Here is a 13,239-nt window from a genome sequence, read left to right as displayed (position 1 = left end):
TCCCACGCTACCGGCCGGCACCGCCGGCCGGGGCCCGCGCCGTCCACAGCCTGTGGATGAAACATGTGTACGAAGCCAGCGCTGATCTTGCTGCTGGGCGGAGCGGCGGGCGGCGGACTACCCTTGATCCGCCCCCGGGCGCCGCCCGCCGCGCCCCCTTACCTGGAACGACGTGCCGCGTGGATCACAACCGGGTCATCCGAGACGTCACGGTCCGACTGCCCATGGCGTCGACCGCCGTCGAGGCGTGCCAGTGGACCGTGGCCGCCCTCGCCCGCTACACGCCGGCCGCCATCGCCGTGCTGCTGCACGTCCAGGGCCGGCTCCGCTGCGTCGCGGCGACCGGCTCCTGGCAGGTCTTCTCCACCGTCGCGCCGGGCAGCGGCATCGCCGGCCGGGTCTACGCCACCGGGCACGCCGTCACCGTGGCGGACGTCGCCGCCGACCCGGCCTACCTCCCGGTACGCCCCGACGTGACCGCCGAGATCTGCGTGCCGTTGTGCGACTCGACCGGCCGGCCGGTCGGCGTGCTCGACCTGCAGTGGAGCGCGCCGGAGGAGCTGGACCGGTGGCGCGCCACCGCTGAGCGGCTGGCCGGCGGGCTGGGCGCGCGGATCACCGCGCTGGGCGGGCCGCCCGCCGAGAGCCGCAGCGAGAAACTGCTCCGGCACGCCGCCACGCTGACCGCCGCCCCCACCCAGTGGGAGCTGCTGACCGAGGCGATCGGCGCCGCCCGGGACGTCTCCGGCCTCGCCGCCGCGATGCTGGTCCTCGCCGGCGGGGACGGGCCCCGCCTCGGCGGGCCGACCGACGCGCCGGGCGAGTTGGAGAGCCGGGTACGGGCCGAACTGGCCGAGGCCGGCCCGGAGGCGCTGCGGCGGATGATCACCCGGGCCCACCGGTACGGCTCCGGCTACACCCTGGGCGAGGCCGGGCACCGCCCCACCGACGAGTACGAGCCGATCGCCCGGGCCGGCGTGCGCACCCTGATCGCGGTCCCGGTCGGTACGCCGGACGCGGGTGGGGTGCTGCTGGTCGCCGACGACCGGCTGCTGCGCCCCGACCCGACCACCGTCAACCTGATGGAGCTGCTCGCCGGGCAGGCGTGGACCTGCCTCGACCGGCTGCGCACCCTGGCCCGGCTCCGCGAACAGGCGAGTTCGGACCCGCTCACCGGGCTGCGGCACACCGGGCCGTTCGGCCAGCGGATCGCGGCGGCCACCCCGGGGCGTACCGCCCTGCTCGCCATCGACGTGGACGGTTTCAAGGACGTCAACGACACGTACGGCCACCAGGCCGGCGACCGGCTGCTGGTGGGGCTGGCCCGGGCCCTGGAGGGGGCGCTGCGCCACGGCGACGAGCTGTACCGGATCGGCGGCGACGAGTTCGTCGCGGTGCTCGAGGTGAGCCGCCCGGACGAGGCGGTCCGGATCGCCGAGCGCCTCGCCGAGGCGGCCCGTGGCGTGGGCCGGACGATCAGCGTGGGCGTGGCGGTCGCCCAGCCCGGCGAGCGCCCGGAACTCGCCATGCGCCGCGCCGACCAGGCGCTCTACGCGGTCAAGCGGCAGGGCCGCGACGGCGTCCACCTCTCCGCCGCCTGACACCCCCGCCCGGCCCGCCCCCCGGGCCACGGTGCGGGCGCCGGCTTGCGGCATGTCGCGCTGTAGCCGGCACGGGAAGGCGCGGCATCCGCAGAGCCCAGTCCCGACGAGCGCCCGAGACGGCCGTCGCGGGCGGCGGTCAGGGGCGGGTGAGTTCCCTGGCCAGCAGCTCGGCGATCTGGGCGGTGTTCAGGGCGGCGCCCTTGCGGAGATTGTCGCCGGTGACGAAGAGGTCGAGGGCGCGCGGGTCGTCGATCGCCCGGCGGATGCGGCCGACCCAGGACGGGTCGGTGCCGACCGCGTCGATGGGCATCGGGAACTCGCCCGCGGCGGGGTCGTCGACCAGGATCACCCCCGGCGCGTTGCGCAGCGCCTCCCGGGCGCCCTCGGCGTCGACCTCGGTGCCGAAGACCGCATGCACGGCGACCGAGTGGCCGGTCACCACCGGCACCCGTACGCAGGTGGCGGAGACCTTCAGGTCGGGCAGGCCGAGGATCTTGCGCGACTCGTTGCGCATCTTCATCTCCTCGGACGACCACCCACCGTCGGCCAGCGAGCCGGCCCAGGGCACCACGTTGAGCGCCAGCGGGGCCGGGAACGGGCCCAGCTCGTCGCCGACCGCCTGCCGGACGTCGCCCGCGCGGGAGCCGAGCACCCGGTCCCCGGCGATCTTGCCGAGCTGGGCGTGCAGGGCGTCCACCCCGGCCTGCCCCGCCCCGGAGACCGCCTGGTACGAGGCGAGCACCAGCTCGCGCAGGCCGTACTCGCGGTGCAGCGGGGCGATCGCGACGATCATCGCGAGGGTGGTGCAGTTGGCGTTGGCGATGATGCCCTTGGGCCGGTTGCGCACCTGCTCCGGGTTGATCTCCGGCACCACCAGCGGGACGTCGCGGTCCATCCGGAACGCGCCCGAGTTGTCCACGACGATCGCGCCGCGGTCCACCGCGATCGGCGCCCACCGCGCCGACACCTCGTCGGGGACGTCGAACATGGCCACGTCGACGCCGTCGAGCGCCTCGGGGGTGAGCTCCCGGACGGTCAGCTCCTCGCCCCGGCAGAGCACCGTGCGGCCGGCCGACCGCGCCGAGGCGAGCAGCCGGATCTCGCCCCAGACGTTGCGCCGGGAGGAGAGCAGCTGGCACATCACGGTGCCGACGGCACCGGTCGCCCCGATCACGGCGAGGGTGGGCAGCCGGGTCATCCGGCTACCGCCCGGTGCCCGCGTAGACCACGGCCTCGGTCTCGCCGCCCAGGTCGAACTGGTCGTGGATGGCGCGGACCGCCTTGTCCAGGTCGGTGTCGCGGCAGACCACCGAGACCCGGATCTCCGAGGTGGAGATCATCTCGATGTTGACCCCGGCGGCGCCGAGGGCGGCGAAGAAGCCGGCCGCCACGCCCGGGTGCGACCGCATGCCGGCGCCGATCAGCGACACCTTGCCGACGTGGTCGTCGTAGAGCAGGCCCTTGAACTTGACCGCGTCCTGGATCTTGTTCAGCGCGGCCATCGCGGTCGGCCCGTCGGTCTTGGGCAGGGTGAACGAGATGTCGGTGCGGCCGGTGCCCTCGGTGGAGACGTTCTGCACGATCATGTCGATGTTGATCTCGGCAGCCGCGACGGTGTCGAAGATCTTCGCGGCCGCGCCCGGCTCGTCGGGCACCCCGACGATGGTGATCTTCGCTTCGCTGCGGTCGTGGGCGACGCCGGTGATCAGTGCCTGTTCCACAGGAAGGTCCTCCATCGATCCGCTGACCATGGTTCCGGTGTTGGTCGAGTATGACGAACGGACGTGGATCGGCAAGCCCGCGCGCCGCGCGTACTCCACGCTGCGCAGGTGCAGCACCTTGGCGCCGCAGGCGGCCAGCTCCAGCGTCTCCTCGTAGGTGATCTTCTTGATGTGCCGGGCGTTCGGCACGATCCGCGGGTCGGCGCTGAAGATGCCGTCCACGTCGGTGTAGATCTCGCAGACGTCGGCGTGCAGCGCGGCGGCGAGCGCCACGGCGGTGGTGTCCGAGCCGCCCCGGCCGAGCGTGGTCACGTCCTTGGTGTCCTGCGAGACGCCCTGGAAGCCGGCCACGATGACCACCGCGCCCTCGTCCAGCGCGCCCTTGAGCCGCCCCGGGGTGACGTCGATGATCCGGGCCCGGCCGTGCACCGAGGTGGTGATCACCCCGGCCTGCGAGCCGGTGAACGAACGGGCCTCGTACCCGAGGTTGTGGATGGCCATGGCGAGCAGCGCCATGGAGATCCGCTCCCCGGCGGTGAGCAGCATGTCCAGCTCGCGGCCCGGCGGCAGCGGGCTCACCTGGTTGGCCAGGTCGAGCAGCTCGTCGGTGGTGTCCCCCATCGCGGAGACCACCACCACCACGTCGTCGCCGGCCTTTCGGGCGGCGACGATGCGCTCGGCCACCCGCTTGATCCGCTCGGCGTTGGCGACGGAGGACCCGCCGTACTTCTGCACCACGAGTGCCACGACGGCGCACTCCCTCCCAGCGTCCCTGAGCGTGCCGACGCCGCCGGCATCGGGTCCGGCGGCGCGGGTCAGACCACCTCAGGGTATCGGGCGCCGCGCGCCGCCGGGTCGGGTGATCCCACCATCCGGCCTGCCCAGGCCGGCTCCGCCCGGCCGACCAGGCCGCCCCACCTGGGCCGCGAGGGGGTACGCAGGCAGCGCCGGCGAACCGCGACACGCCGGCCGGGACGGCTCCCCACGGCGGGTGGCCGGCACCGCAGAATGGCCGGGTGCATGCCCATCACCGCGCGGTGCGCCGGTTGGCCGGTCCGCTCGCGCTCCTCCTCCCGGCGATGCTCGCCGCCTGCGCCGCGGACCCCCCGGCGGACGCCCCGACGGCGAGCGTGGACCCCGTCCCCGCCTCGATCGACACCGCTCGGGACCAGTTGACCGCCCTGGCCACGGCGGCCCGGGACCGGCACCTCACCGCCCGCTACACGCTGACGGGCGGGGACCGCGCCGAGCGGACGATCGAGGTGACCACCGCGAACGACGGCAGCTGGCGGGTGGACGTCCCGGGCGGCGCGGGCGGCGGGACGATCGACGTCTCGCTCGCCGCCACCGCCGACGGACTGTTCCAGTGCGCCCTGCCCTCCAGCGGCCACCCGGAGGCGGCCGGCTGCGTGCGGCTCGGGGACCCGGACGACCGAGTGCCGGGACCGTACGACCCCCGGGTCCAGCACCCGTTCACCGACTGGCCGGTGGTGCTCAACGACCAGCGGGCCCCGTTGGCGGTCTCCACCGCCCCGCCGCCGAAGGGGGTCGCCGGCGCCTGCTTCTCGGTCGACTCCACGTCGGCCTCGCTGGACGCCCCGCTGGACGTCGGCGTCTACTGCTACCAGCCGGACGGGACGCTGACCGCCCTCCGGTCGGCGCTGGGCACGCTGCGGCTCGCCCGGCCCCCCGGGCCGGCGCCGGACACCGTCACGCTGGCCGGGCCGGTGGTGGACCGCCCGCCGTGGGAGACGGCGGCCCCGCCAGCCGCGCCGGGGACGACGGCCCCGTCGGGGACGGCGGAGCCCACGCCAACGCCCTGACCGGTGAAGCGTTACGGGTGCCCTTGACCACATTTGCCGGGCCCACCCCGCCGACTGAAACGCCCATACGGGACGCTCCTCCCATGTCCGATCTCCACCCGCTGCTCGCCTTCCGCTGGAGCCCCCACGCCTTCGACCCGACGGCCCGGCTGGCCGACGCCGACGTGGCCTGCCTGCTGGAGGCCGCCCGCTGGGCACCGTCGGCGGGCAACCGCCAGCCCTGGCGGTTCCTGCTCGGGCACCGGGACGACGAGACCGGCAAGCGGATCCTGGTGAACCTGCCGGCGGAGGACCAGCGCTGGGCGCGGCACGCCTCGGCGCTGCTGGTCGGCGGCCACGCCGACGGGCCGGGCGGGGACGCCGAGCGGCGCGCGTACGACCTGGGGCAGGCCGTCGCCCACCTGACCGTCCAGGCCACCGCGCTCGGCCTGTACGTGCACCAGCTGACCCGCTTCGACCACCACGGGCTCGCCGCCGACCTCGACCTGCCCGCCGACGTACGGCCGATGGTGGTGGCCGCCGTCGGCCGGCTCGGTGATCCGCACGCCCTGCCGCCCGACCTGCTCACCCGGGAGACCGCCCTGCGCCGCCGCCGTCCCCTGCCCACCCTCCTGCTCGCCTGATCACCCGACCGGGTCAGCCACCCCGCTGGCCCGCAGCAGCACCCCCGCCGCGTCGGTGTTGCGATAGAGGACGTGCCGACCCTGTCGAGACCGACTGACCAGGCCAGCGGCGTGCAACGCGGCCAGGTGCTGCGAGACGTTTCCGGCGGACATCCCGGCGAGTCGGGCCAGGTCGGTGGTGGTGGTCGCCGTGTCGAGCAGGTGCAGCAGCGTGGCCCGCCCGGGGCCGATCACCCGCGCCAACGGGTCGCCGGGCGGCGGCGTGGTCACCTCCCAGAGCGTCCCGACCGCCCGGACCGGGTACGCCCCGGCCGGTGGTGAGTCCTCCAGCAGGTTCCACAGCACCCGCCGGTCGGTGAACACCGTCGGGTTCAGCGCCAACCCGCGACCGCGCAGGTCAAAGTCCCGTTCGAACGGATCGTCGCTGACCACCCGGTCGCCGAGCCAGCGCAGGCCCGGGTGGAGCTGCTCGAAGAACCGACCGGCCCCGTTCTCGGCGAGCTGGGCGGCCCGGTACGCCACGTCGGCGTCGAGTAGCGCGCGTATCCGCGGCCAGTCCGGGGCGATCGCCTCGTCGTACCAGACCCGCACCGCGTCGACGAGCTGCGGCAGCAGCCCACGGGGGTCGGTGAGCAGCGCCTGCCCGTACGGACTCAGCGGCCGGCGCGGGGTGGTCGCCAGCAGGTCCTGGACCACCACGGCCGGCGGCGTCGCCGCGATCTGGCCGAGCTGCTCGGCCAACTCCACGTTCGGACGGGCCGCCGGGGTGAGGAAATCGGGCAGCGGGCAACCCCGCCAGGTCAGCTCCACCAGCGGTCGGACCCGGGCAGCGACCTCCGGACGGCGCAGGATCACCCGGGCGCGCTCGATCCAGGGCAGGTGCACCGGGTAGCGGACCGGGTCGGCGAGCGCCCACATACTCATGACCGTCTCGTTGACCGGCGACACGGCGAGCCGCACACCCGCCACGTCAGCCAGGCTGAACCGCAACTCGGACACACGACCCCCCGAACCCAGGATTCGGTCCAGCCTAAAAGGTTCGACCGGAACCATGGGGACAGGATTCACTCACCGCCCATGGGGGCCAGAGACACCATCCGCACCGCCGTCCGAAACGTTGTACCGCCAGCCGGGTTGACCCGCGCGCTGGCCGTGCAGGCCATGGTCTACGCCGTCGGCAGCGGCCTGTTCCACGCCGGCAGCGCCGTCTTCTTCACCCGGGCGCTGGGGCTCAGCGCCGCCCAGGTCGGGCTGGGCCTGTCCATCGCGGCAGGGGTATCGCTGCTCGGCACGGTGCCGCTGGGCGGGCTCACCGACCGGTACGGGCCGCAGCGGGTCTGGATCGTCGGGCTGGTGCTGGACGCGGCGCTCTTCGCGTCGTACCCGTTCGTGGGCGGCTTCGCAAGCTTCCTCGCCGTGGTGGTGGCGCTGGCGGCGGTGGACGCGTCGACCGGTGTGGCCCGTCAGGTCTACTCGATCAACGCGCTCCCCCCGGCCGAACGGGTCACGGCGATGGCGTACCAGCGATCGTCGTTGAACGTCGGCTTCGGGCTGGGCGCGGTGATCAGCGGCCTGGTGCTGACGGTGGACACGATCGAGGCGTACCGGGGAATGGTCTGGTTCATCGCGGCGGTGATCCTGGTGACGGCCCTGTTCGTACGACGACTGCCCCGACTGCCGCAGGTGACCCGGCCGGTGGAGCCGATGGGTCGGCTCGCCGTCCTGCGGGACCGGCCGTTCATGGTGGTGTCCCTGCTGTCCGGGCTGCTCACCGCGCACGGGGTGCTCTACCTGACGGTCATGCCGCTCTGGATCCTCACCCACACCGACGCCCCGAAGACGGTGATCGCCGCCCTGGTGCTGCTCAACACGGTCCTGATCGTGCTGCTCCAGGTACGCGTCAGCCGAGGCGCCGACACTGCCGCGGGCGCAGCGCGGGCCTCCCGCCGTGGCGGTCTGCTGATCGCCCTGGCCTGTCTGGTCCTGCCGATCTCCGGAGTCACCCGGGGCCCGCTCACCGTGGTGGTGCTGGTGGCCGCCGCGACGGTGCTGATCCTGGCCGAGCTGATCGAGTCTGCGGGCACCTGGGGGCTCACCGCCACCCTTCCGCCGGACGACCAGCGCGGCGCGTACGTGGGGGCGCTGCGGCTCGGCGAGCAGGTGCAGTACCTGATCGCCCCGGCGGGGCTGACCGCGCTGGGCGTGACGACCGGCGGCTGGGGCTGGTACCCGATGGCGGCGATCTTCGCGTTGGTCGGGCTGGCGATCGTGCCGGCGGTGGCGTGGACCGGGCGGACCCGCCGCCTGGGCGCGGCGAGCCCGGAGTTCGAGAGGGTGACCCCGGTCCCATAGTTCGGACGCGCCTTACCAAGGCCGACCCGATCACGTAGGGTCACCCTGTCATGTGGCAGGCGCAGCTTCTCCTTCGCCGCCGCGACGAGGCCTGACGGCCGGCACCTCGTCGCGGAGTTGAACCGCGCCGTCCAGCACATCCGAATTCTTCCTCGGCACCGCCGGAGCATCGTCGCTCCGCACCAGCCGACACCTTCCGATTGCTGACGCCACATGTTCCAGGGAGCACTCCGCCATGGCTCAACCCGCCGTCGACGCTGAGACCGATCCGATCGCCCGGCAGCGTCCCAGCCGGATGCCGATCCACCGCTACCTGCCGTACCACCAGCAGTTCCGGCTCGACCTGCCGGACCGCACCTGGCCGACCCGCCGCGTCGAGGCCGCCCCGCGCTGGTGCGCGGTCGACCTGCGCGACGGCAACCAGGCGCTGATCGACCCGATGTCCCCGGAGCGCAAGCGCCGGATGTTCCAACTGCTGGTGCAGCTGGGCTACAAGGAGATCGAGGTCGGCTTCCCCTCGGCCAGCCAGACCGACTACGACTTCGTCCGACAGCTGATCGAGCAGGACCTGATCCCCGAGGACGTCACCATCCAGGTGCTGACCCAGTGCCGGGAGCACCTGATCGACCGGACCTTCGAGTCGCTGCGCGGTGCCCGCCGGGCCATCGTGCACTTCTACAACTCCACCTCGACGTTGCAGCGCCGGGTGGTCTTCGGCCTGGACCGGGACGGCATCACCGACGTCGCCACCTCCGGCGCCCGGCTCTGCCAGAAGTACGCGGAGATCCACACCCCGGACACCGACATCCACTACGAGTACTCGCCGGAGTCGTACACCGGCACCGAGCTGGAGTACGCGCTGGAGGTCTGCTCGGCGGTCATCGAGGTCGTCGACCCGACCCCGGGCCGCAAGCTGATCGTCAACCTGCCGGCGACCGTCGAGATGGCCATGCCGAACGTGTACGCCGACTCGATCGAGTGGATGCACCGGCACCTGCCCCGGCGGGACAGCCTGGTGCTGAGCCTGCACCCGCACAACGACCGGGGCACCGGGGTGGCCGCCGCCGAGCTGGGCCTGCTGGCCGGCGCCGACCGGATCGAGGGCTGCCTGTTCGGCAACGGCGAGCGCACCGGCAACGTCGACCTGGTCACCCTGGGGCTGAACCTGTTCTCCCAGGGCATCGACCCGATGATCGACTTCTCGAACGTCGACGAGATCAAGCGCGCGGTCGAATACTGCAACCAACTGCCGGTGCACGAGCGCCACCCGTACGCCGGCGACCTGGTCTACACCGCCTTCTCCGGCTCGCACCAGGACGCGATCAACAAGGGCTTCGACGCCCTGGCCCTGGACGCGCGGGCCGCCGGGGTGCCGGTCGACGAGCACACCTGGGCGGTGCCCTACCTGCCGATCGACCCGAAGGACCTGGGCCGCACCTACGAGGCGGTCATCCGGGTCAACTCGCAGTCCGGCAAGGGCGGCGTCGCGTACATCATGAAGACCGAGCACCAGCTCGACCTGCCCCGCCGGCTCCAGATCGAGTTCTCCGGCGTGGTGCAGCAGGTCACCGACCACGACGGCGGCGAGGTCGACCCGGGCAGCATGTGGGAGATCTTCGCCCGCAACTACCTGCTCGACCACCAGGTCGACCCGGCGATCACGCTGACCACCTACAGCCTCGGCACCGCCGACGGCAAGGTGGAGATCGAGGCCAGCGTCGGCACCGGCGGCGAGCAGCGGGTGCTGGCCGCGGTGGGCAACGGCCCGATCGACGCGTACGTCAACGCGCTGCAGTCCCTCGGCGTGGCGGTACGCGTGCTCGACTACCACGAGCACGCGCTCTCCTCCGGTGGCGACGCGCAGGCCGCCGCCTACGTCGAGTGCGAGGTCAACGGCCGTACGGTCTGGGGCGTCGGCACCGACGCCAACATCGTCACCGCCTCCATCCGCGCAGTAACCAGCGCCGTCAACCGCGCCCACCGCTGAGGTGCAAGAAGGGGCCCCCGCCTATACAAAAGCGTTAAGCGGGGCCCCTTCCTTTCACCTGTCCGGGGGTGTGGCGGCGGGCAGCGAGGGGCAGGGTTGCGCGCCGGGAGCCTCCCTGGTCGGGCGGCGCACCAACACGGCGGCCAGCAGCGCGCCGCCCAGCAGCAGCCCCGCGCACCAGGCCAGCGCTCCCCGGTAGGCGTGGGTCAGGTCCGCCTTCTGCTCGTACCCGGTGCCGGAGAGCCCGACCAGCAGTGGCAGGGCGGCCACCGCCAGCAGGCCGCCGGCCCGGGAGGCGGCGTTGTTGAAGCCGCTCGCCACCCCGGCGAACCGGTCCGACACGGCGGCCAGCACGGACGCGGTCAGCGGCGCCACCACCAGGGTCAGCCCGATGCCGAAGAGCACCACCCCGGGCAGCACATCCGTCCAGTACGAGGCGCCGGGCCGCACGCCCCGCAGCAGCAGCAACCCGACCGCGGCGATCACCGGCCCGACGGTGAGCGGCAGCCGGGGCCCGATCCGGGCGGAAAGCGCGCCGGCGCGGGACGATCCGATCAGCAGCAGCACCGTCATCGGCACCGTGGCCAGGCCGGTGCGCAGGGCCGACCAGCCCACGACGTTCTGCAGGTAGACGGCGAGGAAGAAGGTGAAGCCGCCGAGCGCGGCGTACACCACCACGGTGAAGACGTTCAGCGCCGAGAAGAGCCGGCTGGAGAAGAGGCCGGTGGGCAGCATCGCGGCCTCGCCGCGACGCCGCTCCAGCCAGACGAAGCCGGCCGCCGCGACCACCCCGACCAGCACCGACAGCAGCACCGGCAGCGAGCGGACGCCGCGGGCCGGGGCGTCGATCAAGGCGTACGTGATGCCGCCCAGTCCCAGCGCGCCGAGGGCCGCGCCGGTCATGTCGAACCGGCGCCGGCCGGTACGCGCGACGTCGACGTCCCGGCTCTCCGGCACCCAGCGCAGCGCCGCGAACACCACCGCCACGGCCAGCGGCAGGTTGATGAAGAAGATCCACCGCCAGGAGAGCGCGTCGATCAGCCAGCCGCCCAGGAACGGGCCGAGCGCGGTGGAGACCCCGGACAGTCCGGCCCAGACGCCGATGGCCCGCCCCCGGTCGTCGGGATGGAAGCTGGCCTGGAGCACGGAGAGCGAGCCGGGGGTGAGCAGCGCGCCGCCGGCGCCCTGGAGGACCCGCGCGGCGATCAGCTCACCGGTGCCCTGGGCCAGTCCGCAGAGGACGGAGGCGACGGCGAACCAGACCACCCCGAGCAGGAAGACGCGTCGCCGGCCGAACCGGTCGCCGAGCGCCCCGCCGAGCAGTACGAACGCCGCCAACATGAGCAGGTATCCGTTGACGGTCCACTGCAGATCCGCCACGGTGGCGCCCAGTTCGGCGCCGAGCCGGGGCAGGGCCACGTTGATGACCGTACTGTCCAGAAACACCGCGCCGGAGGCGAGGATCGCGGCGAGCAGGGTGCCCCGCCCCGCGGGAGTGCCGATCCGGAGCGCGGGTTCGGATTCCGTCATCGGGTGCGCGGCGTGGACACCCCCGGTTCAGGTGGGGGGGGTGACGCCGCTCCCTCCCCTCGGGTGATGTTCTTACATGGGCTGTTGGTAGGACGTGAGACGTGGGTGAGGTGGTGAGGCGGGCTCACGGGTACCGCTGCTATCCGTCGTCTGAGCAGGCCGATCAGTTGAACCGTACCGTCGGGTGCGTCCGGTTGGTCTACAACCGGGCGCTCGACGCCCGGACCCGCGCCCGGGCCGCCGACCGGCGACGCGACCACCTGCACAAGCTGACCACTCGACTCGTCCGCGATACCAACGGTCGTGATCGAACTCTGCCAATCTGCCGGTGTGGGTTCTCCTTTGTGCCACGAATCGCCGAAGGCGCGGCGGGGTACTGTGCTGGCTCGTCGGGAAGGCGCAAGCTGGAGGAGTGTTCGTGCGTACCAGATCAGCAGCACGGGTGGCCGCGGCGGCGGCACTGGCCGCGGCGCTCGCGTTCGGTGGGGCCGGCTGCGTCCCGGTCGACCCCGACCAGCCGGAGGCCACCCCGACGGTCAACGGCAACGTCCGCCAGCAGCTCGACCAGCTGACGGTCGCCAAGGAAGGGCCGATGCGCGGCTACAGCCGGAGCCGCTTCCCGCACTGGCGGGACACCGGCAAGAATTGCGACGTCCGGGACAGCGTCCTGAAGCGTGACGGCGAGGGCATCCGCCTCTCCGGCTGCAACGTGGTGGGCGGCCGTTGGGAGAGCGCGTACGACGGCAAGGTCCTCAGCGATCCGATCGAGGTGGACATCGACCACACCGTCCCGCTGGCGGCGGCGTGGCGCAGCGGCGCCGCCGACTGGGACGACGCCAAGCGCGGCAACTTCGCCAACGACCTGACCCGGCCGCAGCTCATCGCGGTTTCCCGCACGTCCAACCGGGCAAAGGGTGATCAGGACCCGTCCCGGTGGAAGCCGCCGAACCGCTCCTACTGGTGCACGTACGCCGAGAGCTGGGTGACCGTCAAACACTACTGGCGGCTCACGGTGACCACCGCCGAGAAGGCCGCCCTGGCCGACATGTTGGAGGACTGCACATGGGCGAACAAGCGGTGACCGACCCCGGGGCGACGCCCGCCCCGGAGCAGACGCCGGACGCGGGCGGGGACGCCGCCGCCCCGGCGACCGGCAGCGCGGACGCCACCGCCACCGGCAGCGGTGACGCCGCCGCGGCGGCGGCGGTGGGCGAGGCACCGGGCGCACCGCCCGGCGGCGAGCCGGCGGCGAAGGCCGGGAGGAGCACCCCGCAGAGCCGCAGCACCGACATCGTGGCCGGCCCGGGCGGGGTGATGACCGACGAGGCCGGTGTGGTCACCGGCGAGCTGACCCTGCGGACCGACTACGCCGATGGCCAGCTCACCCTTCACGTCCAGTACAAGGACGCCGACGAGTGGTACGTGGTGACCGGCGGCCGGGTGCCGCTGGCCGACCCCGCCGCGCTGGAGGCGGTGCACAACGTGGCCGTCGCCCTGCTCAACCGCCCCGAGGGCTGACCGGACGACGGCGCTCGGCGCCCAGCTGGCCGCCCGGGCCGCCCGGCTGGCCGGCAGCTTCGACGCCCGTAACGGCACCGG

12 protein-coding genes are annotated in these 13,239 nt (G+C 73.4%); 8 read left to right on the top strand and 4 right to left on the bottom strand.

Going from position 1 to position 13,239, the window contains the following annotated elements; genetic code table 11:
- The first annotated feature begins 179 nt into the window (after positions 1-179).
- On the top strand, positions 180-1,601 hold the full coding sequence (locus AB0H57_RS02215; protein ID WP_357501759.1) for a diguanylate cyclase: 1,422 nt from the start codon (positions 180-182) through the stop codon (positions 1,599-1,601).
- Positions 1,602-1,740: 139 nt separating this feature from the next.
- On the opposite strand, the gene AB0H57_RS02210 is transcribed toward AB0H57_RS02215, so the two are convergent.
- Together AB0H57_RS02210 and AB0H57_RS02205 are read right to left on the bottom strand one after the other, a co-directional pair.
- The gene (locus AB0H57_RS02210) at positions 1,741-2,802 is read right to left on the bottom strand and encodes an aspartate-semialdehyde dehydrogenase (protein WP_357501757.1); all 1,062 of its coding nucleotides are present in this window, start codon (positions 2,800-2,802) and stop codon (positions 1,741-1,743) included.
- Positions 2,803-2,806: 4 nt separating this feature from the next.
- Positions 2,807-4,072, bottom strand: coding sequence for an aspartate kinase (locus tag AB0H57_RS02205; RefSeq protein WP_357501755.1), 1,266 nt, complete (start codon positions 4,070-4,072; stop codon positions 2,807-2,809).
- Between the two features lie 269 nt (positions 4,073-4,341).
- On the opposite strand from AB0H57_RS02205, the gene AB0H57_RS02200 reads away from it, so the two are divergent.
- Positions 4,342-5,148: a hypothetical protein gene (locus AB0H57_RS02200; protein WP_357501753.1), complete on the top strand. Its 807-nt coding sequence runs from the start codon at positions 4,342-4,344 to the stop codon at positions 5,146-5,148.
- A gap of 83 nt (positions 5,149-5,231) precedes the next feature.
- Positions 5,232-5,771 carry a nitroreductase family protein gene (locus tag AB0H57_RS02195; protein WP_357501751.1) on the top strand — a complete coding sequence of 180 codons (540 nt, stop codon included), beginning with the start codon at positions 5,232-5,234 and terminating at the stop codon, positions 5,769-5,771.
- Here AB0H57_RS02195 and AB0H57_RS02190 read toward each other — a convergent pair whose 3' ends face one another.
- On the bottom strand, positions 5,772-6,740 hold the full coding sequence (locus tag AB0H57_RS02190) for an ArsR family transcriptional regulator (protein ID WP_357501749.1): 969 nt from the start codon (positions 6,738-6,740) through the stop codon (positions 5,772-5,774).
- 165 nt (positions 6,741-6,905) lie between these two features.
- On the opposite strand from AB0H57_RS02190, the gene AB0H57_RS02185 reads away from it, so the two are divergent.
- Both AB0H57_RS02185 and leuA read left to right on the top strand, forming a co-directional pair.
- A complete protein-coding gene (locus AB0H57_RS02185) occupies positions 6,906-8,123 on the top strand; it encodes an MFS transporter (protein WP_357501747.1) in 1,218 nt (405 codons plus the stop codon).
- A 235-nt stretch (positions 8,124-8,358) separates the two neighbouring features.
- The gene (leuA, locus tag AB0H57_RS02180) at positions 8,359-10,110 is read left to right on the top strand and encodes a 2-isopropylmalate synthase (RefSeq protein WP_357501745.1); all 1,752 of its coding nucleotides are present in this window, start codon (positions 8,359-8,361) and stop codon (positions 10,108-10,110) included.
- 54 nt (positions 10,111-10,164) lie between these two features.
- Here leuA and AB0H57_RS02175 read toward each other — a convergent pair whose 3' ends face one another.
- A complete protein-coding gene (locus AB0H57_RS02175) occupies positions 10,165-11,640 on the bottom strand; it encodes an MFS transporter (RefSeq protein ID WP_357501743.1) in 1,476 nt (491 codons plus the stop codon).
- A 101-nt stretch (positions 11,641-11,741) separates the two neighbouring features.
- On the opposite strand from AB0H57_RS02175, the gene AB0H57_RS02170 reads away from it, so the two are divergent.
- From AB0H57_RS02170 to AB0H57_RS02160, 3 genes are read left to right on the top strand one after another with little or no spacing between them, the layout of a single operon-like run.
- Positions 11,742-12,212, top strand: a complete 471-nt coding sequence (locus AB0H57_RS02170) for a helix-turn-helix domain-containing protein (RefSeq protein ID WP_357501741.1) — start codon at positions 11,742-11,744, stop codon at positions 12,210-12,212.
- A complete protein-coding gene (locus AB0H57_RS02165) occupies positions 12,101-12,721 on the top strand; it encodes an HNH endonuclease family protein (protein WP_357502295.1) in 621 nt (206 codons plus the stop codon). The genes AB0H57_RS02170 and AB0H57_RS02165 overlap by 112 nt, the downstream gene beginning before the upstream one ends.
- A complete protein-coding gene (locus AB0H57_RS02160) occupies positions 12,703-13,158 on the top strand; it encodes a hypothetical protein (RefSeq protein WP_357501739.1) in 456 nt (151 codons plus the stop codon). Before AB0H57_RS02165 ends, AB0H57_RS02160 begins: the two co-directional genes overlap by 19 nt.
- Positions 13,159-13,239 lie beyond the last annotated feature (81 nt).

The sequence above is a fragment of the Micromonospora sp. NPDC050686 genome (assembly GCF_040654475.1).
Lineage (GTDB): Bacteria > Actinomycetota > Actinomycetes > Mycobacteriales > Micromonosporaceae > Micromonospora.
This window is presented reverse-complemented; position numbering and strand designations above follow the sequence as displayed.

Coding starts and splice junctions, on each gene's coding strand:
- leuA (WP_357501745.1), top strand. CDS start 8,359: ATGGCTCAACCCGCCGTCGACGCTGAGACCGATCCGATCGCCCGGCAG.
- AB0H57_RS02175 (WP_357501743.1), bottom strand. CDS start 11,640: ATGACGGAATCCGAACCCGCGCTCCGGATCGGCACTCCCGCGGGGCGG.
- AB0H57_RS02195 (WP_357501751.1), top strand. CDS start 5,232: ATGTCCGATCTCCACCCGCTGCTCGCCTTCCGCTGGAGCCCCCACGCC.
- AB0H57_RS02160 (WP_357501739.1), top strand. CDS start 12,703: ATGGGCGAACAAGCGGTGACCGACCCCGGGGCGACGCCCGCCCCGGAG.
- AB0H57_RS02210 (WP_357501757.1), bottom strand. CDS start 2,802: ATGACCCGGCTGCCCACCCTCGCCGTGATCGGGGCGACCGGTGCCGTC.